At 70.7% G+C, this 25,112-nt stretch carries 10 protein-coding genes and 1 pseudogene; 8 read left to right on the forward strand and 3 right to left on the reverse strand.

The genetic code is table 11. The features are described 5' to 3' along the window. The first annotated feature begins 1,049 nt into the window (after positions 1–1,049). The 5 genes and pseudogenes from F4562_RS31090 to F4562_RS35490 all read left to right on the forward strand — a co-directional run bounded on the left by F4562_RS31090 (position 1,050) and on the right by F4562_RS35490 (position 7,525). Complete coding sequence (locus F4562_RS31090) at positions 1,050–2,744, forward strand: cytochrome P450 (protein WP_184540225.1); 1,695 nt, start codon at positions 1,050–1,052, stop codon at positions 2,742–2,744. 143 nt (positions 2,745–2,887) lie between these two features. Then, positions 2,888–5,398 (forward strand): class III lanthionine synthetase LanKC N-terminal domain-containing protein, encoded by a 2,511-nt coding sequence (locus F4562_RS31095; RefSeq protein WP_184540227.1) that lies wholly within the window; start codon positions 2,888–2,890, stop codon positions 5,396–5,398. Between the two features lie 4 nt (positions 5,399–5,402). After that, on the forward strand, positions 5,403–5,537 hold the full coding sequence (locus F4562_RS36090; RefSeq protein WP_260315879.1) for a hypothetical protein: 135 nt from the start codon (positions 5,403–5,405) through the stop codon (positions 5,535–5,537). Between the two features lie 357 nt (positions 5,538–5,894). After that, positions 5,895–6,589, forward strand: a pseudogene (locus tag F4562_RS35485) (ABC transporter ATP-binding protein); the annotation flags it as partial. 288 nt (positions 6,590–6,877) lie between these two features. Continuing rightward, the gene (locus tag F4562_RS35490; RefSeq protein ID WP_246474605.1) at positions 6,878–7,525 is read left to right on the forward strand and encodes an ATP-binding cassette domain-containing protein; all 648 of its coding nucleotides are present in this window, start codon (positions 6,878–6,880) and stop codon (positions 7,523–7,525) included. Between the two features lie 139 nt (positions 7,526–7,664). Here the strand turns inward: F4562_RS35490 and sulP are convergent, their stop codons facing one another. Beyond that, positions 7,665–9,386, reverse strand: coding sequence for a sulfate permease (sulP, locus tag F4562_RS31105; RefSeq protein ID WP_221206565.1), 1,722 nt, complete (start codon positions 9,384–9,386; stop codon positions 7,665–7,667). A gap of 300 nt (positions 9,387–9,686) precedes the next feature. Next, the gene (locus tag F4562_RS31110; protein ID WP_184540229.1) at positions 9,687–16,010 is read right to left on the reverse strand and encodes a PKD domain-containing protein; all 6,324 of its coding nucleotides are present in this window, start codon (positions 16,008–16,010) and stop codon (positions 9,687–9,689) included. Between the two features lie 1,012 nt (positions 16,011–17,022). Here F4562_RS31110 and F4562_RS31115 point away from each other — a divergent pair. From F4562_RS31115 to F4562_RS31125, 3 genes are all read left to right on the forward strand, one after another. Continuing rightward, positions 17,023–20,343, forward strand: a complete 3,321-nt coding sequence (locus F4562_RS31115; RefSeq protein WP_184540230.1) for an ATP-binding protein — start codon at positions 17,023–17,025, stop codon at positions 20,341–20,343. A gap of 599 nt (positions 20,344–20,942) precedes the next feature. Further along, complete coding sequence (locus F4562_RS31120) at positions 20,943–21,863, forward strand: terpene synthase family protein (protein ID WP_184540231.1); 921 nt, start codon at positions 20,943–20,945, stop codon at positions 21,861–21,863. Positions 21,864–21,924: 61 nt separating this feature from the next. Next, positions 21,925–23,580, forward strand: coding sequence for a prenyltransferase/squalene oxidase repeat-containing protein (locus F4562_RS31125; RefSeq protein ID WP_184540232.1), 1,656 nt, complete (start codon positions 21,925–21,927; stop codon positions 23,578–23,580). A 730-nt stretch (positions 23,581–24,310) separates the two neighbouring features. On the opposite strand, the gene F4562_RS31130 is transcribed toward F4562_RS31125, so the two are convergent. Continuing rightward, complete coding sequence (locus tag F4562_RS31130; RefSeq protein WP_311733903.1) at positions 24,311–25,057, reverse strand: class I SAM-dependent methyltransferase; 747 nt, start codon at positions 25,055–25,057, stop codon at positions 24,311–24,313. Between the last annotated feature and the right edge of the window lie 55 nt (positions 25,058–25,112).

Genomic DNA, 25,112 nt, shown 5'->3' on the forward strand with positions numbered 1-25,112 from the left:
TCCTGGGGGAACGGGAGAACCGATCGTGCCGGCCACCGGGGATGCGGAGGCCACGGGGCCGGCTGCCGCGGTGGGCGTGGAAGCGTGCCCACTCTCGTCAGGCAGGCTCATGCGAATCCTTTGCCGTGTGCGGAAAGAGAAACCGGTGCGGTCAGGCGACCGCGGTCATGAGACGACCGCTTCGATGAGCATGCCCGGTACGACTTGTCAGCGGCTTGGTCCCTCTTGGTCTTCTCCCCGGAAGACCCGGCGATCATCGGATCGTCCGGCCCGGCGCCGGCGGCGCGGCACCGGGCCCGGGACCCCGAAACGGGCAGGGCGCCGCCGTGCCCGTCCCGGCCGGTCACAGCGGTGGCCGCAGGGTTCTCCCACCTTGAGCGGTGCGTTGTCCTGGCGGCAGCGTACGGTCACGATCGGGCCGCCGAAGGCGTGGCGTCCGCCGTACCGGCGGAGCCGCAGTTCGCAGGGGTCGAGCTCCTCACCCCGTTCGTCGTACAGGTCCGCGGTCACGATGATCATGATGCGTCTTTCTCGGTGCTCTCGGTGCTCTCGGTGCTCTCGGTGCACGGACTACGGATCCAAGGAGACACCCGATCCGCCGGTCCGCGGGTGGTCGTCGCGTGGTCGCGCCGCCCGGCCCGGGATGGGCACGCCCGCGGCGGCGCCGGGAGATGGGACGGGCCGGGCACGGGACGAGGCCCATGATGGCCCACTGGACGATCGACCCCGGGCCGGCGGCACGGAGATGTGCCGCCGGGACAGGACGAGGGTGCCCACGCTGAGTCCGCGGCGACCGGATGGGCATCCTCGCGACCGCGCCTCGCGCGCGTGCGGGTGATGTCACGTCTCTCCGCAGGCTTCGGATCTCCCCGGTGGGGCACGGCGTCCCGTGGACGAAGCCCCAGGTCAGGAGCCTTAACAAAATATCTACAAGATAACCTTCAACTCTCCTGATCGGCCGCAAGATCATCATTAGGTCCGTAGGAGAGGCATGCCCCAACCAGACGAGGTGTTCTGGATTGCCGTGGTACCGCAAGGGGTGAGCCGATATGACAGCAGGCGCCGACAGCGCCGTCGAAACCCTGCCTGTTACGGCCTCGGGGGATGACGAACCGGGCATGGACGCCGGGGACCGGGTCGTGGTGATCGTCGGCCGGTGTGCCGGGGACGAGCGCCTGGAGGACGAGCTCACGGCCCGGGGCTGGCAGGTACGAGTGGCGGGGGTGCCGGCCGGTGATCATGCCACGTGCCTTGAGGGGATCACGGACTTCCTGGCCGCGCCGGAGAGCCCGGACCGTGTCGTGCTCCTCGGCCGCGGCGAGGCCGGGCCGACGGCGATGGAGTTCGCGGACGACCATCCGGAGCGGGTGGTCGCCGTGGTGGCCGTGGACTCGCCCGGCGTCGAGGGCCACACGCCCGGAGACCCCGTCCCGGAGCCGCCCTGCCCGGCGCTGGTGGTCACCGCCGCTGATCCGGGGGCGACGGCCTCGGCGGTCGTCTCCTTCCTGGCCGGGCTGGACCGGCAGGCGGTCATTTCCGCGAGGCATTGGGCAAGGCTTCCGGCGCTCACCCCCGCGCTGCTCAACGCCCCCGAAGTGATCGAGCGGCTACGGCAGATGGGGCCGGTCCACCGGATCAACGCGGAAGGTGTGGCGACGACCTGGATCCTGACCGGACACAAGACGACCACCGCGACCCTCGCCGACCCGAGGTTAGCCGGGGAGGTGGAGATCACGGCCGGGTTCCGGCTCCAGTCCGATGATCCGGCCCTCGCGCACCGGGGCGAGCAGGACCTGATCACGATCGATGCGCAGGAGCACACCCGGCTGCGCCGGCTGGTCGGCCATTACCTCACGCCGAAGCGAGTGGAGGCGCTGCGCCCGCGCATGCAGCGCGAGGTCGACGCGCTGCTGGACGCGATCCCCACGGGTGAGGAGGTCGATCTCCTGGCGAGGTTCGCACTTCCCCTGCCGGTGATCGTCCTGTGTGACCTGCTGGGAGTGCCCGAGCGGGACCGCGGCTACATCCACGAGTGGCTGGTGGAGAGGATGCGCGCCACACCGCCCAGCGCGCACGGCGACATCGACGACTACCTGCGCGTCCTGATCGCGGACAGGAGGAATCGCCCCTCGGACGACTTGCTCGGCTGGGTCGTCGAAGCCGAAGGCGACGGCCTGTCCGAGAACGATCTCGTCTCGGCGGCCAGGTTCCTCATGGTGGGCGGGCACCGGGCGCCGACCACGCTGCTGGCGAGCGGTGTCGCCGCCCTGCTGCGGGAGCGCGAGCAGTGGCGGCGGCTCGTGGACGATCCCGCGCTGGTCGTGCCCGCGGTCGAGGAGCTGTTGCGGTTCGTCACTCCGTTCCCGGTGGGGCTGGCCCGTAACACGACGGCACCGATCGACGTGGAGGGCACGTCGATCCCGAAGGGCAACCTCATCGCCGCGTCGCTCGTGGCCGCCAACCGGGATCCGTCCATGTTCGCCGATCCGGACACGCTCGACATCGGGCGGGCGGTCAATCCCCATCTCTCCTTCGGGTACGGCCACCATCACTGCCTGGGGGCGGCGCTGGCCAGAGCCCAGGCGCAGATCGCCATCGGTACGCTCGCGCGGCGCTTCCCGGACGTGGAGCTCGCCCGTGACCCCCGAGATCTGCATTACCGGCAGAGCCGTGTGCGCTATCTCCTCCAGCTGCCGGTCGTGCTCGAACCGGACCGTCACCGGTCTCCGGCGGCCGGAGCGTGACGTCAGGAAACGACGTCAGGAAACACGGCCTGATCCGAACAGTTCCCCTCACGCTTTCAGCACCCAGGAGTTCGACCAGATGGACGACGCATTTCCGCAGCTGCTGGCCTTCTGCCATGCAGATCCGCTGTTCTTCGAGCCGGTTGAGCACATGCGACGACGACAGCCGGTTCCCGGCGACACGCCGGCCCCTCCCCGCCGGATGGCGCTTCAGAGAGCACGATCTGTGGTTCGCGCTGCACCCGCCCGGCGTCACGCTCCCGGAGCAGGGGTGGAAGATCCACGTCTCGGCGGCCGACGCCGACGCCGACACCGTCTGCGACCTGGTGGTGGACTTCTGCCTCGACCGGAACATCGCCGTCAAGTTCCTCCGGAGCAGGGCCGCCATGCGGCTGCTCAACAACAAGTACGCCGACCGGGGCAGCAGCGGAAAGCTGATCACGATGTACCCGGTCGACGAGGACCCGCTGGCCGGGGCGCTGCCCGCGCTGGCCGAGCTCCTGCGGGGCTTCAGCGGCCCGTACATCCTCAGCGACCTGCGGTACGAGGACTCACCGGTCTACGTGCGCTACGGCGGGTTCCGCCGGATGACATACCAGGGACCGGACGGTGAGGTGATGTACGGGATCCGGGACCCCGACGGGCAACTGGTGCCGGACGACCGCTCCCCGGTGTTCACCCTGCCGGAATGGGTCACCGTCCCCGAGGTGCTGCGCGCATCGGTCGAGAGGTACGGTTCGGGCGGCGAGGAGGAGTTCCCCTGGCGGATCGAGCGGCCGCTGCACTTCTCCAACGGCGGCGGGGTCTACCTCGCCCGGGACAAGGCCGCCGACGGGTACGTGGTGCTGTCGGAGGCCCGCCCGTACGCGGGCCTGGACCGGGACGGTGCCGACGCGGTGGCCCGGCTGGCGCGCGAGCGCGACATCCTGGAGCGGCTGAGCGGTCTGGAGTGCGTGCCCCGCCTGCTCGACTACACGGTGATCTGGGAGCACCACTTCCTGGTCGAGGAGTACATCGAGGGCAAGAGCTTGATGGAGGAGGTGTTCGAGCGCTACCCCCTGGTCGGCCCCGAGCCGTCCGCCGAGACACTGGCCGCCTACACCCGGTGGGCGACCGATGTCCTGGCCAGGATCGACCACGCGCTCATGTCCATCCACGCCAGGGGGGGTGCGCTTCACCGACCTGCACCCCGGAAACGTCATCGTCCGCCCGGACGGGCGCGTCGCGCTGATCGACTTCGAGATCGCCTCCGATCTGACCGACCCGCAGCCTCCCGGGCTCGCCACTCCGGGATTCGCCGCGCCGGGCAGCCTCTTCGGCCGCGAAGCCGACGACTACACCCTGAACTGCCTGCGGCAGTGGATGTTCCTGCCGATCACTCCTCTGCAGGAGCGGGACCCGGTCAAGCTGGCCACCCTCACCGAGGTCATCAGCGGGCACTTCCCGGTGCCGCCGGGATTCGGGACGCGTATGGTGCGGCGGTTCGCCAAAGCCCGGGGCCCCTGGGCGAGGACGGGCCGGCCTGGATGTTCGACACCGAGAACCTCGACTGGCCGGCCATCCGCGACTCGCTCGTGGCGGGGATCACCGCGAGCGCGACGCCCGACCGCGAGGACCGGCTCTTCCCCGGAGACCCGCAGCAGTTCGCGACCGGCGGGTTCACCGTGGCGACCGGCGCCGCCGGGGTGCTGTGGGCGATGCACCAGGTCGGTGCCGAGGTGGCGTCCGAGCATGTGGACTGGCTCGTCGCGGCCGCCCGCCGGGCCACCGACCCGCGGCCGGGCCTCATGGACGGGTTGCACGGCGTGGCGGCGACGCTCGAGTCGCTCGGACGTCGTGACGACGCCCTCGACATGCTCGACCGTGCCCGGAAGCTGCACGACGGCCTGGTGGTACCCGGAGTGCACAGCGGGCTGGCCGGAGCGGGTCTCAACCTCCTGCACTTCGCCGAGACCACCGGAGACGAAGGGCTGTTCACCGAGGCCCTGGACATCGGCGAGCGGCTGGCCGCGGAAGTCGTCGACGGCGAGTCGCGGATGTTCAGGCCGGAGGAAAGGGGCGGCCTCCAGTACGGGCTGACCGGGGTGGCCTCCTACTTCCTCAAGCTGCACGACGTCACCGGCGAGGTCCGTCATCTCGACCTGGCCGGGCAGGCGCTGCGGCGCGAGATCGACCGGGGCCAGGTGCTGCCGGACGGCACGTTCCAGCTGCTGGAGAACAACCGCTACCTCGCCTATCTCGGCACCGGCAGCGGCGGTCTGGCGCTGGTCCTGTCCCAGTACCTGGCCCGGCGTGACGAACCGGATCACCACAGCGTCATCGACGGTGCCCGGCGTGCCTCCCGGTCGCCGTTCATCCGTCACCCGGCCCTGTTCATGGGACGGGCGGGCGCCATCGCGACTCTTCACCTCCTCGGCCTGCCCGAGGACCGGCCCGTGGTCCGTGGCCACGTGCGCCGACTCGCCTGGCACGCCCTGTCCTACCAAGGCCACCTGGCCTTCCCCGGCAACCAACTCCTGCGGCTTTCCCTGGACCTGGAAACGGGTTCGGCCGGAGTCCTGGTCGCCCTCAGCGTCGCGTTCGACCAGAGCGCGTCGATCATCCCCGTTCTCGATCTGCGGTCTCCCGCACTCGAGATGACAGAAAGGAAGTAAAAACATGGCTTTCGTCCTCCAGCTCCAGGGGCTCCAGGCTGCCGCGACCAAGGGTCCGCGCACCTGCTACAGCCACGTCACCTCGTACAACAACACGGAGTGCCGGATCGTCACCCAGGCCCAGACGCCGGACGCCTGATCAGTGACCCGGTGCCGGGGGTTCTGCGACGGCCCCCGGCACCGGTCGAACCGGGGCCGCCGCACCGGTGCTCCTCCCCGGAGCCCGATGCGGTGGCCCCGCGCCATCCCCGGTTCCGAACGTTATTGCGAGGCAGTTGTGGACACGCAGCGTGATCAGCCCGACGCCCCGGTGGGGGCCGCGACGGCCGGGCCCGGCGTCTCCGGGTCCGGAGAGCCGGTCCCCGGCGGTGACGGTGCCGGTGCGCCGCCCGGCCCGTCGCCCGTCTGGCGGGTGCTGCTGGGTTACATGCGCCCGTCCTGGCGCTGGCTCGTCCTCGGCGGGCTGCTGAGCCTGGCGGCCGGGGCGGTCGGGCTGATGCTCCCGCTGACGGCCAGGCGGCTGGTCGACGACCTTGGCGCGGACCGGCCGTTGGCCGGTGTGCTGGCGCTGATGGGCGTCCTGGTCGTGGTGACCGCGGTGGCCGGCCCGCTGGGGGCGTACGTGCTGCGCCGCACCGGCGAGTCGATCGTGCTCACGGCCCGCCGCCGCCTGGTCTCCCACCTGCTGCGGCTGCGGATTCCGGCCGTCGACCACACCGAGCCCGGTGATCTGATATCCCGGGTCACCTCCGACACCACCCTGTTGCGTCAGGTCACCACCGACTCGCTCGTCGGCGCGGTCACCGGCGGGCTGATGCTCCTGGCGACCGTGGCGGTGATGGCCGTGCTCGACCCGGTGCTGCTGGCGGTCACGCTGGCGGTGCTGGCCCTGTCCGGGATGATCGTCCGCGTGGTCATGCCGTGGGTCAGCCGGGCGAGCGGAGACGCCCAGAAAGCGGTGGGGCGATGGGAGCGGCCCTGGAGCGGATGCTCGGGGCGTTGCGCACCGTGAAGGCCTCCGGCGCCGAGCACCGCGAGGAGGCGGTCATCCACCGGGCCGCCGAGCGGGCGTGGCGGGCCAGCGTGCGCGCAGCCAAGTGGCTGGCGATCGCCGGGCACACCGCCGAGTTCGCCCTGCAGGTGGCCTTCTTCACGGTCCTCGCGGTGGGCCGGGCCCGGGTGGCCTCCGGGGCGATCGACGTGGGGACGCTGATCGCGTTCCTGATGTACGTGTTCTACCTGGTGCTGCCTCTTCAGCAACTCATCAGCGCGGTCGGCCAGTACCAGGTCGGGGCCGCGGCGGTCGCCCGCATCCAGGAGGCCGAGCGGCTGCCCGCCGAGCCGTCGCGTCCGGCCGCGGCGCTTCCGGTGCCCGGTGCGGCACCGGCGGAGCTGGAGTTCCGGGAGGTGCACTTCCGTTACGTGCCCGATCTGCCGCCGGTGCACCGCGGGGTGAGCTTCGCCGTCCCGCCACGGGGCATGACCGCGTTCGTCGGACCCTCCGGCGCGGGCAAGACCACCCTCTTCTCCCTCATCGAGCGCTTCTACGACCCGACCGGGGGAAGCATCCTGCTCGACGGCCGTGACCTGAGCGAATGGGACATCCCGCAACTCCGGTCCGCGATCGGGTACGTCGAGCAGGACGCCCCGGTCCTGTCGGGATCCCTGCGCGACAACCTCGTGCTCGGCGCCCCCGAGGCCACCGACCACGAGATCCGGCGGGTGCTGAGCGTCGCCCGTCTCGACGACCTGGTGGCACGGCTGCCCCGGGGCCTGGACACCCTGGTCGGCCACCGCGGCACCAAGCTCTCCGGCGGTGAGCGCCAGCGCGTGGCCGTCGCCCGCGCGCTCCTGCGCCGCCCGCGCCTGCTGCTGCTGCTGGACGAGGCCACCTCGCAGCTCGACGCGGTCAACGAGGCGGCGCTGCGGGACACGGTCGCCGAGGTCGCCCGGACGACGACGGTGCTGGTCGTGGCGCACCGGTTGTCCACGGTCACCCTGGCCGACCGGATCGTGGTGGTGAACGCGGGCAGGGTCCAGGCGGTCGGTACCCACACCGAGCTGGTCGCCGCGGACCCGCTCTACGCCGAGCTCGCCGCCACCCAGTTCCTCGCCGCCACCCTCTGAGACGCCGGAGGAGGCCGCTGCCGCCGGGAATTCGGCCGGAGACATGGCTTGTCCGGCAGCCGGAACGGATCCGCCGGGGAACGGGGAGAAGGTCCCTATCCCGAGGACGGGCGCCGCAGGGAACCGGCCCGCCCGGCGGTCACGGTGCCGCGTCCCCGGCGTCCGGGGACTCCCGCCGCCACTGCTCGTAGGCGGCGACCGCGGTGGGCAGGGTCGGGAAGATGCGGCCGGGGCCGACGCGCGCGGTCAGCCCGAAGGCGTCCAAAGCGTCGCGCAGGTCCTGCTTGACGCGGGCCATGGCGAAGACGACGCCCCGGCGCTCCAGCTCGCGGCGGAGGGAGTCGACGGCGTCCAGGCCGGTGAAGTCGACCTCGACGTTGGACTCGGCGTTGAGCACGAACCAGGAGACGGGGCCCTCCTGCTGGTCGACCGCGGCCAGCGCGCGGCGCCGGAAGTCCTCGGCGTTGGCGAAGAACAGCGGCGAGTCGTAGCGGTAGACGACCAGCCCCGGCAGCGTGCGCGCCTGCGGGTAGTCGTCGACGTCGTGCATGCCGGCCAGGCCGGGAACGGTGCCGAGGATCGCGTCGTGCGGCCGGGCGATGCGGGAGAGCATCTCGGCGACCGACAGGCCGACCGCGGCCAGCACGCCGTACAGGATGTCGAAGGCGAGCACGCCGGAGAATGCGCCGAGCGCGAGCAGGAACTCGCTGCGCCGGAACGCCGCCAGACGCCGGAACCCGGCGACGTCGATCAGCCGTGCCGCGGCGTAGACGACGATGGCGCCCAGCGCCGCGGAGGGGAAGGACGCCAGCAGCGGCCCCGCGAAGAGCAGGACGGCGATCACCGCTGCCAGCGCGACGAGGGAGAGCACCTGGGTCCGGCCGCCGGCGGCGTCGCCCAGAGCGGTGCGGCTGCCGCTGCTGCTGACCGGGAAACCGCGCAGGAGGCCCGCACCGATGTTGGCCGCGCCCAGGGCGAGCAGTTCCTGGTTGGCGTCGATCTCGTAACCGCGCCGGGCGGCGAAGGACCGAGCGGTGAGGATGTTGTCGGTATAGCCCACCAGCAGCACGCCGGTCGCGGGCAGCAGCAGGGACGCGAGGTCGGCGGCGGTCGGAGGCGACGGCGCGGGGAGTCCCGAGGGGATCGCACCCACCACCCGGATGCCGTACCGCTCCAGCCCGAACACCGCCACGGCCGCGGTCGCCATGAGCACCGCGAGCAGTGGGGCGGGAGCCCGGGGGAGGAACCACCGCAGGGTGAACAGGAACGCGAGGATCGCTCCGGCCAGCAGTAACGTGGCGGCGTGGACGTGCGGCAGCCCGTCCACGAAGGAGGCCAGCTGCGCGAAGAGGCTCTCCCCGCTCACCGGGATCCCGGTGAGCTTGCCGAGCTGGCCCACGATCATGATCAGTGCCACCCCGGTCATGTAGCCCACCAGGATCGGTCTGGACAGCAGGTCGGCGACGAATCCGAGCCGCATCGCCCAGCAGAGGAGGCAGAGCAGCCCGACGAGGACCGCCAGCGCGGCCGCCAGCGCGGCGTACCGGGCCGGGTCTCCGGCGGCGAGCGGTCCCACGGCGACGGCGGTCATGAGCGCGGTCGTCGACTCGGGGCCGACGGAGAGCTGCCGGGACGACCCGAGCAGCGCGTACAGCGCCAGCGGGGCCAGGATCGCCCACAGCCCGGCCACGGGCGGCAGCCCGGCCACGGTGGCGTAGGCCATGACCTGTGGGATCAGGTAGGCCGCCACCGTGATCCCGGCGACCAGGTCCCCGCGTAGCCGGCCGCGGTCGTACCGGGCCAGAAGGACGGCTCCCGGCAGCAGCCGGTGGGCGAGGCGGTTCACGCGCGGTCTGGCCACGATCACCTTTTTATCCCAGCTCGGAGGGGGACGGCCTCATCGTTTCCCGGTGGTCGGCTCCGCGAACCAGCGCTCGACCAGGTCCGGCCAGGATGAGCCGCGTGCCGAATCGGCGCAGGACGAATGATCGGCTGCGGGGAGACATACGGCACCACGTGACGGATCCCGTCCGGTCCGCTGACCGGACGGGATCCGTGATACGACGCCCCGCTCCGACCCGGGCCGCTGTACGAGGAGCGGCCCGGGGCGGAGCGTCCCCGGGGCCTCACCTCGAAGTGCGGCCCCGGGGAACTGCCGGCATCAGCCGCTGACGCGGACGACACCGGTCACGGTCGGCGCCGAACCGGCCGGCTGGTTGTCGTAGACCAGCTTCCTGTTCTCGTCCCATGCCTTGACCCGCAGCTGGTCGGTGCGGTCGAACGGCTTGCCGGAGTCGACCGCGGTGATCTCGAAGGTCACCTCCGTGGTGGTGTTGACCCGCCCGGTGCCGCGCAGGATCGCGGTGCCGTCGGCCGCGGCCAGCACCGTGTAGGCGCTGTCGCGCAGGGTGAAGCCCGGGGCGTGGTAGGTCAGCACTCCGGAGGGCGTGCCGCCCTTGCGCGGGTAGCGGGCGGTGACGGCGAAGGTGGCCTTGCCCGCCCCGCCGCAGCCGGCGCTCAGCCGGCAGGAGCCGGCCGGGGAGGCCACCTGGCCGGCGCCGACCAGCGAACCGGCCGGGTCGTGGACCAGCACGTAGGCATTGTCGCCGTCGGCGGCATCCGCCGTGGTGGCGGCGCCGTCGTCATCGGTGACCGTCACCGCGATCGGGTACCGGCCGGCCTTGGTGAAGGTGTGCGTACCGGTGACCGTGCCCGCGCCGCCGGTTCCGGCCACCGCGGCGGGGAGCTGCTGCCCGCCGATCTTCCAGGTGGCGGTGTGGGTGTCGGCGGTGCCCGGATCGGTGAACGAGGCGCTCAGCGACACCGGGACGCCCACCGCGACGACCTTGGCCACGGCCGGCTCCTTGATCGACACCTCGGGTGCCCGGTTGGCGACGGCGACCGTCAGCTCGGCGGTGCCGACGGCGCCCTTGTCGTCGGTGACCGTCACGACGACTTTGCGGTCGCCGTTGTCGGCCGCCACGTGCTTCAGTGTCAGCCGCCCATCGGTCACCGGCAGCGGCTTGGGCCCGGCGCCGTCGCCGTAGTCGACGGTCGCGGTCCAGGAGGTGGAGTCCGCATCGGTGACGGTGCCCGTACCGGTCCAGGCCGTTCCCTCCTCCGCGGTGCCGGGCCCGGTCAGCTTCACCTGCGGGGCCTGGTTCGGAGTCTGGGCGGGAACCACGGTGGCGAGGAACGTCGCCGAGGTCTGCAGGCCGCCGTCGTCGCGTACGGTCACGATGACCGGGTACGTCCCGGCGGTGGCCCACCGGTGCTCCAGGGTGATCTTCTGCCCGGCCGGGGTGACCGGTGCCGGGCCGGCGCCGTCGCCGTAGTCGACGGCCGCGGTCCAGGAGGTGGAGTCGGGGTCGGCGAAGGACACCACCCGGTGGAGCGTCTCGCCCATGGTCAGCTCGACGTCGGGACCGGCGGTCACGACGGGGGCGGTGTTGGGCGCCGCCTTCTCGATGACGTAGGGCACCGGCTGCCCGGTGGTGTCGCCCTTGCTGTCGGTGACCAGTACCACGGCCGCACCCTGGCGGGCGGCGGTGAACGTTCGGGTCGCTGTGACGGTGCCACCGCCGGGCCCTTGCGTCACCCCGGCCGGGACCGGGGGCCCGTCACCCCACGCCACCTGCGCGGTGTGGGTGTCGGTGGTGTCGGCGTCGCTGAACTTCACGCTCAGCGTGAACGGCTGATTCACCTCGCCGTGAAGCGGCGCGGCCGGCATCTCGATGACCGGTCTGGCGTTGGCCGCCGTGCCCTGCCCGGTCAGGGTCACCACATGGGCCGGGTCGGCGCCCCGGGCGGTGGTGAAGGTCAGCTTGCCCGCCGCGTCGCCTTCCCGGGCGGGGGCGAAGGTGACCTCCGTGACGCAGGAGGCGCCCACCGCCAGTTCCACCGGGCAGTCGTTGCGTTGCGCGAACGGCTCCTCGGCCGCGATGGCCGTGATCGGCATGGGGTCGTTGCCGCGGTTGGTCAGCTTCACCGCGACCCACTCGCCGCTCTCGCCGACCCGCACCTTCGGCCAGTCGATCGCGGTGCGATCCAGCACGTGCCGGACGGTGGCGGTGGCCGAGGCGGTGTTGTCGCCCGGGTCGGGGTCGGTGACCGCGAGGCTGGCCGCCCGGACCTGGGTCTTCAGCTCGGTGCCGTCGGTGATGCCGGCCGGCAGGGTGGCACTCACCTCGACGGTGGCCTTCCAGCCGGGCTCCAGCAGCTTGACCGTGTTGCGGAACCCGTCCTTGATCGGCGCGCAGACGCCCCGCCAGGTGTCACAGGTCGCCGTTCCGGCGGCCTGGGGGACCATCACGTCCAGCCGCACATCGGTCGCGGCGTCGTCGCCCTTGTTGGTCACCGTGGTGGTCCAGGTGACCTTCGAGCCCGGTCCGGGCTCGGTGACCGAGACGGTGTGGGTGACCTCCAGATCGGCCCGCGCGCTGGTCGGGCTCAGCAGGAACGAGCGCTCCTCCTGCGGGAAACCGCCCGCGGCCGGCGACCGGTCGCGCACGAAGCCCTGCGCCAGGATCTGGCCGGCGGAGTTGACATCCAGCAGCGAGGTCAGGCCCATGCACGGTTCGGTGGTCTTGGCGGCGTCGGCCGGGCACAGCGGCCGGGGCAGCAGCTCGGCCAGCTTGTAGACCTTGCCGTCCAGCCACAGCGCCGGCGCCGCGACGGCCGGCCCACCGGACATGCCGGCCACCAGGCCGTGGTTGTTGACCGCGGTCGCCACCCCTTCGCCCAGATCGGTCCGCTCACCGTCCTGCCAGGTGTAGGCGTGATGGGTGACCGTGCTGCCCGTGTTGCAGGTCCCGCCGCCGGCCACCAGACCGGTGTCGTTGACATCGTGCGCGACACCGGCCTGAATCCTGCAGACGGGGACCGCGAGCTTGGTGATCACCCCGTCCTGGTGGACGGCCGGCTCCCACAACTGGGGACCGGAGGCCACCTCACTCGTCACATGGGCACCGGCCACCGCGCCGCGGGCGTTGATCCGGCCGGTCGGCATGACCCCCGTCCAGAACTTCGGCATGCCGGGCAGCCGGACCATTTTCCCCTTCTCCCACAGCACATGTGAGTTGCCCGTGGAGTCCGACATATTGCCGAACACCTGGCCGTTGTCGTTGAGGTCATAGGCATGGCCGGTTGTGGACGACGACTGCAGATCGGTCACCGCGCCGTCGTTGCGATAGACCACCGCGTGCTCGTCGACGGTGCTGTCCCGATTGACGGTGGCCCAGCCGGAGACGTCCCCGGCCTCGTTGATGCCCGTCGCCGCCGCCCGGCACTTGCCGGCGGAGCCAGGGCCGTCGGTGCACGGCAAGCCGCCCAGATCGGTCACAGTGCCGTCCTGCCAGCGCACCGCTCGGCTGCGGTCGTCCTTGTCGACCGCGGTGGCCGCGACCTGACTGCGGTCGTTCAGCGCGACCGCCTTGGTCTTGGACGCTTTCCCGCCCGGCAGCCCGCCGATCTCGGCGACGGTGTAGGACCCGAACCGGGCCACCACCGTGTGCGGGCCGTCCATGACCAGCCGCAGCGTCCCGGCGGGCCGCTCCTGTCCGTCCACGGTCCAGCCGGTCGGGACGCGTCCGGCCTCCGGGGTCGCGGTCACCGTCACCTCGGTGCCGGCCCGGTACTTCTCCTGCGCCGGCGACGCGGTCACCGACCCGCCCGGCTGCGCCGACAGCTCCAGCTCGAACTCGCGGGTGTCCGGCTTGGCGACCTTCACGGATTCGAGCGTGGTCCGCACGCCCTTGGCGGTCTCGGCCAGGACCGTGACGGGGTACACCCCGTCGGCCAGCGCCTCGGTCACGCCGCCGTACGTCCCGTCCCCGGCGGCGCCGTCCCCGCTGTCGCCGTCGTCGGCCAGCGTCACTTCCTTCCGGGTGCCGTCCCCCAGGGTCGCAACGGCCCGGGCCGAAGCGCCGGTGACCGGTTCGCCGCCGTCAGCGACGGTGGCCGTCACCGTCACCTTGCCCTCCTCGGACGCCTCGGCCGTGGCCGTCACCGTCACCGGGTTGCCGGCGATCCAGGCGCCCAGAGCGGCCTGGACCGGCTCGGCACCGGTGTTGGTGATCTCCAGCTTCCACGCCCCCGCCCGCGGAGTGGTGACGCTCAACCCCTGGACGACCTCCTTGGCCTCCTCACTGCCCGCCGTGTACTGCGCGGCCGGCTTGCCCGACGGGTCGCGCAGCAGCAGCCCCACCGTCTCCGGCAGCGCTCCGACGACGCCGAACTGCGTGCCCTGCGGCACGTCCAGCGGCACGCTCGCCGTCTGGCCCGTCTCCACCGTGGCCTCGGGGAAGGCGAACAGCGAATCCGTGTCACGGGTGTCGCCGCTGTCATCGCCGTCGGCCTCGGCCTCGGCCTCGGCCTCGGGCTTGGTCTTCTCGTCCCCGGTCGCGGGAGCCGCCTCCCGCAGGCCGGGCACGTCCGCCGAGCCGCCGGTCGGCAACGACGCGAGCCGCGGCTTGACGTAGTCGTTGAAGACCTCCTGCGAGCCGGTCATCCTCGTGTGGAGGATGTGCATGCCGGGAGTGTCCTTGAGATCACCCCGGGCGCTCCAGGTCGGAACGATCTTGTCGCTGTCGGTGGGAGTACCCGGCTCGGGAATCGGGGTGCCCCTGACCTTGGTCCCGCAGAGCAGCGGGTGGCCGGTGCCCACGAGGTTGGAGACCAGCACGCCCTTCAGGTTCTTGGTCTTCGGGTTGAACTCCTCCTGCATGTACGTCGTGGTGTTCTCCCACGTGGCCGGGTACCAGGGAACCCCCACGTTCGCCCCGTTCGCCCACTGCACGATCATGTCGGCGCAGGGACTCCCCAGGTTCGGGGTGCCCATCTGAATCAGGCGGGCCACCACCGGCTTGTCGTCGATCCACCTCATCTCCTGGGCGATGTACTCCCGGCTGATCGTTCCCCCCATGGAGTGGGCGACGATGTTCACCCGCCCGGCGTCCTCGGCCTGGCGTAACTCTTCGATCTCTCTCCCCAGCATGGAGGCGTTCAGCGGCAGGGGATAGGTCATGATGTGGGGATACATGGACACGCCGGTGCTGAGAGTGCCGACCGCGCGTCCTGTCAGCAGCGGATGCGCGGCCTTCAGGAAGGCCGCGTACTTGCCCCAGGTGCCTGCGTTGCTGTTCCAGCCGTGCACCAGCGCCACGGGCATCGGCCGGATGACGATCGGCTTGGTGTCCTTGCTCTCATCCTGGAAACCGTTGAGGACCCGGGCGGTCACCGAGCGGTTCGAATACGGCTGACCGTCGCGCCAGGCGAGACCTTCGGTCGGAAACACCACCTGCTCTGTGACGGTCTCCCCCGCGCCGAGGGTCAGCTCGCGCCTCCCGTTCCGCACGACCCTCCCGGTCCCGTCCTCGACCACCTCCAGCGTCCGGCGCGCCGGCATGCTGCCGGGATTGTGGAGCGTGACGGTGGCGCGAACCTGGTTGCCCTCGACCGTCCCCTTCTCCGGCACCGGAACCCAGTCCTTGGAGGGGTAGAGCTGTGTATCGAGTTCGAACGAATCGATCCGGGGTTTGGCGAGGTTCAGGTCGATCCGGAAGGCGTGAGCTATGTTTTCGTCATCCTTCGCGATGCCGGTGATCTGGTTGTCGTCGTTGATGTCGGTGGCCTCTGTCAACTTCAAACCCGCGGTCGACACCAAAGTGTTCAGGTCTATGCCGGTGCCGTTCGCATACATCGCGGCGACAAAATTCTTATTGAAGTCGTACATCTTTCCGACGCCGATGCCCGCGCTGTTGATCGCATTCATCATGCCGCCGTGATCGGTCGTCATCGGCTTTACCCTGCCGTTCGCCTCCCAGAGCAGCGGGACATAACCCCCGCTTCGATCCACCCCGTAGCCGGCGACCTGTCCTGAGTCATTGACGTCGAACGCGACCGTACTGTCTCCCATGAACTCCAGGCGGTCGCGTGTGACGTTTACGGGCTCCCCGGGCTTGGCGATGCGGAAGGCGCGGTACTCTTGGACTTTCGGATCAGGGTTCATGTCGGCACCACCGGCGACCAAACCGGAATTATTCAGCGAATAAACTTCGATGTACTGATCTTTGAAGGAGGAGAGTTTCAGTACGGATCCGTCGGTATCTCGTATCCAACTGGCTCCTACGATCTGTCCCTTGTCGTTGATGGCTCTCGGCAGATACAGGTTGTTGAAGCGGGTCGCCTTACCGTCCTTGAAGACGAAAGTCCGTGAATCTTCATTTTGTGCCTGATAGGTGCCGACCACGGTTCCGTCCTCGTTGACGTCCCTGGCGGTGCTGTAGGTGGCGTCACCGAGGCTCGCGTGAATATCGACGAGACCCGCCCCGGAGAAAAGGACGGCTCCGTTTTTGGCCTCGTTCGGTAGTGTGCCGCGGTTGATCGCCGCAGCGATCTGCCCCTTGTTGTTGATGCCTCCGACCACGCCCTGGTGCGTATCCAGGCTGCCGAGATCGGTGAACTTGGCGCTGGAGGTCGTTGCCATCTCCGAAGGCGTCTGCGGCCCGGATGTGGCGATCGCGGAGGCGGACGGGGCGAGAGCGCCGGCCACCGTGGTGACCAGCGACAATGTTACCCACCGTGAGAAGGTGCGTCTGATGAGTGACTTCAAGAGGAAGTCTCCTGACCGTAGGCCATGCGTCGGGCACGGCATGGGGGTGGGGGATGTCGAGGAGGGATGGGTCCTGAGGTCGAGGGCTCTCGGTCGCGCGTCCGACCCTCGCCGGCACGGGTACGCGCGGTCCGGAGGTCGGGGTCCTGCACGCGGGCACGGGGCGTCCATGAGACTTGGGCCCCTGGCCGTCACCGATTCGGCGGCCAGGATTACCCATGGTCCTAATGGATTGCTAAAGCTCCCTTGTGGGGAGCTTGTCGCCGGCCGCAAGCCTGTCGCGGATCACCCGATGTCCGCGTACGGCCTCATGGGCGGAACCGGGGGCCGGGCTTCGACGATGTGACAGATCGCGCGGGAGGGGTATCTCTTCAGGCAGCGGATGATCTCTTGCTTGGTCTTGTCTTCTGCGGTTCGCCGGGCGGCGTTTTCGGCGTCGATCGGATCGGACGCGCCACGCCGGCGGCGCAAGACCACCAGCCGGACGGGAGGACGGGACTGTCCGGGCGCCTTGCGCGGGGTATCTGTGATCAGGGCGGACGGCTTCTTCCTTTGAACTCCGGCGAGAACCGCCGACGACGTCTTGTCCCGTACCTACCTATTCCGGGCTCTCTGCTGAGCTATTACTGACTGTCCGGAAGTCGTGGGCATCCCAGTCGACAGCACCTACTGCCCGGCCGTGGAGAAGGCTGGATCATGCTGGCCGGAACGGAGGGTGACGAAGGGGTGAATCTATCGTTTTCGGCTGTAAGGGCGAGGTCCCGAGGGGGGAGAGGGCATTCGCCGCTGGCGCTTCCAGAAAATTGCAGGCAGTATTTGCCTTACATGCGATGGATTATCCCACTTTAGTGGACGTGTTCGTTATATAGCGGTTTAGGTGGTATTGGTGGAGTTCCGAGTTCTCGGTCCGGTAGAGGCCTACGACAACGACATTCCCATCGAACTCGGTGGCCCGCGCCAGCGCGCGGTGCTGGCTCTGCTGCTGATCGCGCGCGGAACCATCGTCCCCACGGACACGCTGATCGACAACCTGTACGACGGAGCACCCCCACCCAGCGCACTGATCACAGTCCAGTCGTACATGTCCAACCTGCGCAGGGTCATCGAGCCCGGACGGGCCCCGCGTACCCCTTCCGAACTGCTCATCGGGCGGTCGCGCGGCTACCTGTTCGCCACCACCGACGTCGACGCGATCCGGTTCACCAATCTGGTCAACCGCTCGCAGTCCCGTCCGCCCGGCGAGGCGCTCGCCCTGCTGGAGGAGGCACTGCGGCTCTGGCGCGGCCGGCCGTACGGCGAGTTCGCCGACAAGCCGTGGGCGATCGCGGAAGTGAGCCGACTGTGCGAGCTGCGGCTGGTCGCGGTCGAGCGCCGCGCCCAGGCGCAACTCGATCTCGGCCGCCCGCAGGACGTGATCAGCGACCTGGAGGCCGAGACGGCCGCCCACCCACTGCGCGAACGGCTGTGGTGCCTGCTCGCACTGGCCCTGTACCGCACCGGGCGGCAGGCCCACGCGCTGGCCGTGTTGCGCCAGGCCAGGATGCTGCTCGCCGAGCAGCTCGGTCTGGACCCCGGCCCCGAATTACGGGCGCTTGAGGAGGACATCCTCCGGCAGGTCGAGTCGCTCGCGCCGGTGAGCGCCGCGACGTCCTTTCCGATGGCATCGCCCTCGCACCGACCCGCCATGCTCGGCCGGGAGCGGCAGCTCGCGGAGCTGAGGCTGCTGCCCGTCCGCGCGGGTCGGGACGGCGTGGCCGCCGCTGTGGTGAGCGGTGAGCCCGGCATCGGCAAAACCCAGTTGCTGGAGGCGTTCCGCGACGACTGCGTCGACTTCGGCTACCTCGTGCTGTGGGGTCGCTGCCACGACAGTGAGGGCACACCACCGCTGTGGCCGTGGCTGCAGATCCTGCGCACGCTCGAGCAGCACTGCCCGCCTCCGGACCGGTCGGCGCTGGCCGGGCTGCTGGACGAGGAGATCCCCTCAGGGTCCACCGAGGGAGCACTGCTGCGCCGGAACCAGGTGATCACATACTGGTTGATCACCGCCGCGCGAATGCGGCCACTGGTGATCGTCCTGGACGACCTGCACTGGGCCGACGCCGCCTCCCTCGAACTGCTCAGGGACGTCGTCGTACTGGCCGAGGGGCTGACGAAGAGTGCTCCCCTCCCCTTGGTCGTCGCCTTCCGGGACCCGGCGATTCGAAGCACTCCGCTGCACAACGGCGCACCCGGCATCTCGCTGGAGGACCTGCTGGGCCGGTTGGACCGCTACGGCCTGCTCCGCTTACGGCTCACCGGCCTGGAGGCCGGTGACGTGCGGGCCGTGGCCGCGGAGATGGGGGCCGAGGTGGACGAGGCCACCGCGCGCCGACTGGCCGAGCGCACCGGCGGCAACCCTTTCTTCGTCCGGGAGACCGCCCGGTTGCTCGCCCAGGGCGGGGACCTGGAAGGGGTACCCGAGGCGGCCTCCGACCTGATCCGCCGCCGGCTGGCCGCGCTCGGCCCTCAAGCCGGTGAGGTGCTGAGGATCGCCGCGGTGATCGGCCGGGACTTCGCTCCCGGCGTGGTCGCAGAAGTGTGCGGAGCGGCCGAGGTGGGATGGTCGGGGGTGTACGACGCGCTCGACCGGGCGGCGCAGGCCGGGCTGGTCGTTCCCGGTGACGGTTCCATGGCCTTCGCGCACGATCTGGTCCGGGAGACCCTGCTCGGGGACATCCCGCCGCTCAGGAAGGCGGCGTTCCACCGCGACGTGATGACCGCGCTGGCCTGCCGGCCCGGCAGCGACGTCGCGGCGATCGCGCATCACGCGGTCGAGGCCGGCCCGGTGGCCTACCGCGAGGCGGCCCGCTGGGCCCGGGCCGCGGCCGAGCAGGCGAGCCTGCGCATGGCCTTCGCCGAGGCGGCCCGGTGGTGGGGCCGGGCGATCGACGCGCACGGCGCCTGCTCCGGCGATCCGCTCGACCACGTGGAGCTGCTGCTGCGCCAGGTCCGCGCTCTGCTCGACGCCGGGGACCTGTTCGGGGCCCGGCGGGCCCGCGCCGAGGCCGTCCGCGCCGCCGACCGGGCCGAAGCCGGACCGGAACTGACCGCACGCGCGCTGACCGCGCTCGACGCCCCCGCGAAATGGACCCTCCGCGACCCCTACGAGGCGGTGGAGCTGCGGCTGGTGCACCGCTTCGAGACCTGCCTGCGGACGCTGCCGACCGCCGACAGCCCCGAACGCGCCCGGCTGCTCGGCGGCCTGGCCCAGGAACTGTACGACGGCACCGGCAACCCGCTGTGCGACTCCCTGTCCGCCCAGGCCGTGCAGATGGCCCGCCGCCTGGACGACCCGCTGCTGCTGATGGGGATGCTCAACGCCCGGCACCTGGCCCTGCCCCAGCCGCTGCACATCGAGGAGATGCGGGCCATCACCGACGAGCTCCACGCCCTGGCACTGCGGGCGGAGACGCCCGGGTTCGAGCTGCTCGCGCAGCTGCTGGCCACCAACGCCAGGCTGGAGACCTTCGACGTCGAAGGCGCCGACCAGGCCGCCGCGCGCTGCGACACGATCCTGGAACGGCTCCCGCTGCCCTGGCCCCGTTTCCAGCACACCATGTGGCGCGCGGTGCGCCTGGGCCTGGGCGGCCGGTTCGACGACGCCGACCGCATGTACGACGAGGCCAGACGCCAGGCCGGCCGGATCGACATGTGGCACGCCGACGGCCTGGTCGCCATGGGGCGGGTCATGCTGCACTACCACCGGGGCTCGATCGCGCAGGCCGGGCCGTTCATCGACGCCGTCGCCGGTTTCCATCCCTCGATGGGCCGCGACGCCCGGATCCTGCAGCTGTGCGCTCAGGGCCGGGCGGCCGACGCGCGCAAGCTGGCCCACGACGGCTGGCGGGCCCCGCCCAAGGACTGGTCGTGGCTGAACACCAGCTGCCTGCAGGCCGCGGCCCAGGCGGCCCTCGGCCAGGTTCCCGCCTGCCGGTCGAGCTACGCGACGCTGCTGCCCTACAGCGGCCGTGTCTCCGCCTGGTCGGGAGTGATGGGCGTGGGACCGGTCGACTGGTACCTGGCCCTGCTCGCCACCGCCACCGGCGACCCGGGCACGGCACGACACCACCTCGCGGTACTGGAGCGGCTGGCCGACCGCAACGGGCTGACCTGGTGGCGGGACCGGGCCACGGCGGGCATACCACCGCACACCGACACGCGTCCCTGACAGGAGTACCGGCCCGGTTCTCCACCACCGGACGCGTCCCTGCGGCGACGTGAGAAGACCACCGCGCGATCACGCGTCGGTGAACCCGGAACCCGGCGCTGACTGACACGGAGTATGGGCTGCTCGCCGCCATGTAGCGGTCAGGGCGGCGACCGGCCGGGGAGACCGGGGTCACGTCCACCGAAGAGGTGTATGAGCCGGCCTTCGCGTGATCCTGTTTCTGCGGGTTGAGCGGTAAGTGCTCGCGGCAGCGGGTTCTGCCCCCTCGCGGACCTTCCGCGCCGGCTTCAGCGGACTTCAGTGGACGCAACCGTCCGTGGTGAAGATCACCAACGACTTCCGGGGGCAGAGCCGCGACCGCTTGTGACCCACAAGGTCCGATTCCCCACCGCCGACCAATGGACACATGCGGTTCACAAGCCAGAGCAGCGAGTTTGGCTGGGTCCGAACCTCTCGGCTCCGCGCCTTGAGCCAAGCCGTTCACAGGGAGAACACCGATGTCAGGTGGGATGGGTAACGCATTGGAACAGGGCACTTCAGACGATGTGCCCGCTGACTCGTGCGGATCCGCTCCGACAGGCCCGGATTCCGAGATCGGGGTGCTGAAGCCGCGCTGGTTCGGCCTGGACGTCACCGTCGGCGGACCCGCGGACGCCCACCGGTCGCTGGACATCCTCGCGGCGGCGGACGCTGCGACGACGGTTATTCCGCTGATCGGCCGGATGGCACGGTGGATCGGCCCGCTCGGAGCCCCCTTCTATCCCGACCTCGCACCGCTGTGCTCCTTGATGGCGGTGCACGGCACCCCGTGGCTACCGTCGTCCACCTGCTACCTGGCGGCCCGGGCCGCGGCCTGGCTGCAGGCCATCGACGCCTGGTCCGACGACCACGGCACCGAACCGGCCGCGGTGGAGAGCGGCGTGGCGCACTACCTGGAGGTCGTCCGAGGTGCGGCGCCCGACCCGGGTGATCCGCTGGCGGTCTCACTGGCCGAGATCCGGGACGACGTCCGCGGCGGCCCGTCGGCCGCCGCGGTGTTCGAGCGGTGGCAGGAGGCCACCGAAGCCACCATCGTCGGCATGCGCTTCGAGCGCCGGATCGCTGACGCGGCCGCCGTCGGGGGCCGGCCGCCGGAGCTCGCGGAGTACCTGCGGCACGGTGCCGGCAGCATCGGCCTGGCCATGATGGTCACGGCGACCTGGTCGAGCATGGAGGAGCCGGAGCTGCCGGAGCTGATCCCGGACCTGCGGCAGCCGCTGTACGACGCCTCGATCGCCGTCCGGTTGGCCAACGACCTGCGCGGGCACCGCCGCGAACAGGCCGAGGGGAACCTCGACGCGCTGGCTCTCGGCCTGTCTCCCGAGGAACTGGGCGACCTGCTCGACGAGCACCTGACCCGCTGCCTTCAGAGGCTCCGATCACTGGCCGCGGCATCTCCCGGCCCCGCCCTGGCCCTGGAGCGCCTGGCGATCTGGTCGATCCGCCAGTACCAGCGGTTCGACGCCGGCCACGTCTACTGACCGGCTGGCCGTCCGGTCGCCGAGCCCTGTTCGAATCCGCGTTCACCTCGAAAAGGAAGCCATGCCCATCCAGACCACGACGCCTTCCGCATCCGATCTCGTCCTGGCAGCCGACGAGGTGCTGGCCGGACTGACAGCCCGTCCCCTGGGAGAGGTCTCAGCCTCGGAGTACGAAACCGGCCGGGTGATCACCCTGGCCCCCTGGATGTCGAACCTCGGCGGCAGGCTGGGGTTCCTGCTGGGCAGCCAGCACGCCGACGGTACCTGGGGTGCTCCGAACGGATACGACCTCATCCCGACGCTGAGCGCCGCCGAAGCGCTGCTTACCGTGCTGCGCCGCTGGGAGTCTCGGTCGCTGCCCGACGCCACCGGTGTCGACCCCGGGAAGCTGGCCGCCGCCGCCGGCCGGGCCCTGGCCGCGCTGCGGACCCGTCTGCGCCAGGGGCGGTCCGCAGGCCTTCCGGACACCGTCGCGGCCGAGCTCATCACACCGGCGCTGGTGGCCGAGGTGAACGGGCACCTCGACCGGCTGGTGAGGGAACCGGTCGCCGGTCTTGACGCATGGGGAGCCGGCTTCCGGTTGGACCTGCCCGCGGACGCGGACGCGGAGACGCTGGCCCGGGTCCGGGCGCACCTCCGGGCAGGGGGCGACGTCCCGTTCAAGCTGTGGCACTCCCTGGAGGTCATGGGCGACCTGGCCCGCGCCGCGGCGTCCGTACGGACCATGGCCGACGCCGTGGGCTGCACGCCGGCCGCCACGGCGGCGTGGCTGGGTGAGCGGCCGGACGCCGAACGGTTCAGCCACGCCATGGCCTACCTCGAGGACACGGCGGCCGGACACGGCGGAGCGGTGCCGACCATTCTCCCGGTCACCTTCTTCGAGCGGATCTGGACCATCAACATCCTGATCGGAGCGGGGATCGACGCGCACGTCCCCCCGTCGATCGTCGAGGAGTTGGAGCGTCTTCTCGATGCGGGCCCGCTGCCGGGGGCCCCGGGTCTCCCTCCCGAGGCGGACACCACCAGCACCGGTCTTGCCACCTTGGCCCGGCTCGGCCGCATGCGGAAGCCGGACCTGCTGTGGGAGTTCGAGGAAGGAGATCACTTCTGCTGCTATCTGGGAGGAGAGCGCACTCCGTCCGAGACGACCAACGCGCATATCCTGGAGGCGTTCGGCGAGTATGTCGACCGGAACCCCGAGCACGCCGGGCGCTACCGGAACGCGATGGGAAAGATCGTTCGGTGGTTGGCCGGGGTTCAGCATCAGGACGGTTTCTGGACGGACAAGTGGCACGCGTCTCCGTACTACGCGACCTATCACTGCGCCACCGCTCTGGACCTGATGGCCGACGCCGAAGCCGAGAACGCGGTGCGCCGGGCGGTCGAGTGGACCGTCGCCACGCAGAACGACGACGGGTCGTGGGGGATCTGGGGCGGCACCGGCGAGGAGACCGCCTACGCCGTCCACATCCTGCTGCACACCCGGCCGGGGCAGGCCGATCCGCGGGCGCGACACGCCGCTACCCGAGGTGGTCACTTCCTGCGAGGCCAGAATCGTAATCAATACACGCCTATGTGGCATGGAAAAGACGTGTACTCGCCCATTGCCGTCTGTCGCGCCGCGCCGGTGGCGGCCCTGTATCTGACGCGGGCCCATGCCGAAGGCAGCCTGGCCGCGCGCCGCCCCTGGCGCGTCCCCGCCGGGAACCGGCGCTGACCCACCCGGCACTCCACTCGGTGGAGGTGGCACCGGCTCCGCTCGCGTCCGCGTCGCAGATGCCGGGCCGCACGTCCCTGAAATGAGATCTTTCACTACTGTGCTCCGCGCGCCGATCCGGGCCACCGCTTGCCGGACGCGCTTGGCTTCGGCGACAGGAGCGATCGGCGGGAGCCGTGAACCCGTTCAAGGGCCTGGCCTCGCGCGTAAGCGGGTGCGGTCATCGCCCGGTCGAGTGCCATCGACCGGGTGCCGGCCTGCCGCTCGTGCCGTTTATCGATCTTATTGGTGATAGGTGTAGTTATAGCGATATTTTACTCTTATGGCATCTGGTGAGAGAGGTCATACGACGAACCGCGGGAGGTCTCGTCGGCGGGCGGCCGATCGCCGCCCCTTCCCGGTCTCGTCGAAACCGATGGAAGGAAACGCGTGATGCCGGCCGACATCGGTACTGGCTCGAATCGAGCGGCGCGAAACGCCTCCTTGCAGTGGCTCCTCCCAGGACTCGTACGCGATCCGCTGAATGAGCTCGAAAGGATCTCGCGGCAGGTTGGCGGCGAGATCGTGCGACCGGAGCGGGGGTCGTTCTGCCCGTATCCGTGACCCACCCCGACCGCACCGGCGGGGGCCGAGATGACCGCGCAGGCGGCCGGCCGCACTCCGCCGACTCCCGGCAGGGCGTCGAACGGCCGCGCGGATTCCCGGATCGGCGACGATTCGGTGGATGGACTCAGGAGGCGTCGGCGCGTACGGCGGTCATGGCCAGGGTGGTGTAGTTCATCGTGAAGCGTCCACCCAGGGAGTCGATGGCGCCTCCGACCGCGTCCAGTACTTCGGCCAGCTGATCGGGACGGAGCCGGGTGAGGCCGCCGGTGGTGGGCAGCAGGTCCAGCCATTGGTCGCGCGTGTAGGACCGCTCCCAGTCGAATCGCCACTGTTCGAGATCGGTGAACTGTCCGGTCTCACGGAGACTGTCGGCGAACTTCAGGTATGCCGCCTGGTAGAGGTCGAGCGGACGTCGGGCCGGTTGGCCGTTGAGCGGGGAGTCGGGTGCCGTCCGCCGGTAGGCGGCGGCGAACGGCTCGGCCACCTCGGCGGGCGGCTCGTACACGTGCCCGAAGACCGCCAGCCGCCCCCTTGGCCGCAGCACGCGTGCCGCCTGCACGGCGCCGGCGACCGGATCCACCCAGTGCCACGACTGGGCGGCGATGACCGCGTCGAACGTCCGGCCGGCCGGCTGCCAGGACTCGAAGGTCGCCACCTCGACCTGCAGGCCGCGGGATCGCGCGTAGTCGGCCATCCGCACATCGGGCTCGACGCCGAGCACGGCGCAGCCGGCGGCCTGGAACTGGCGGGCTGCGATGCCGGTACCACAGCCGACGTCGAGCACGTCAGGCCCAGGGCTCCCGGCGACGATCCGCGCCACCAGCGCATCGGGGTAGCCGGGCCGGGCTTGGTCGTAGCGTCGCGCGTCCACACCGAACGACTCGGCGATTCGCCGGGCCCTGTGCGACTCCGATGGAGACGGTTCT

It is taken from the genome of Streptosporangium becharense (assembly GCF_014204985.1).
Lineage (GTDB): Bacteria > Actinomycetota > Actinomycetes > Streptosporangiales > Streptosporangiaceae > Streptosporangium > Streptosporangium becharense.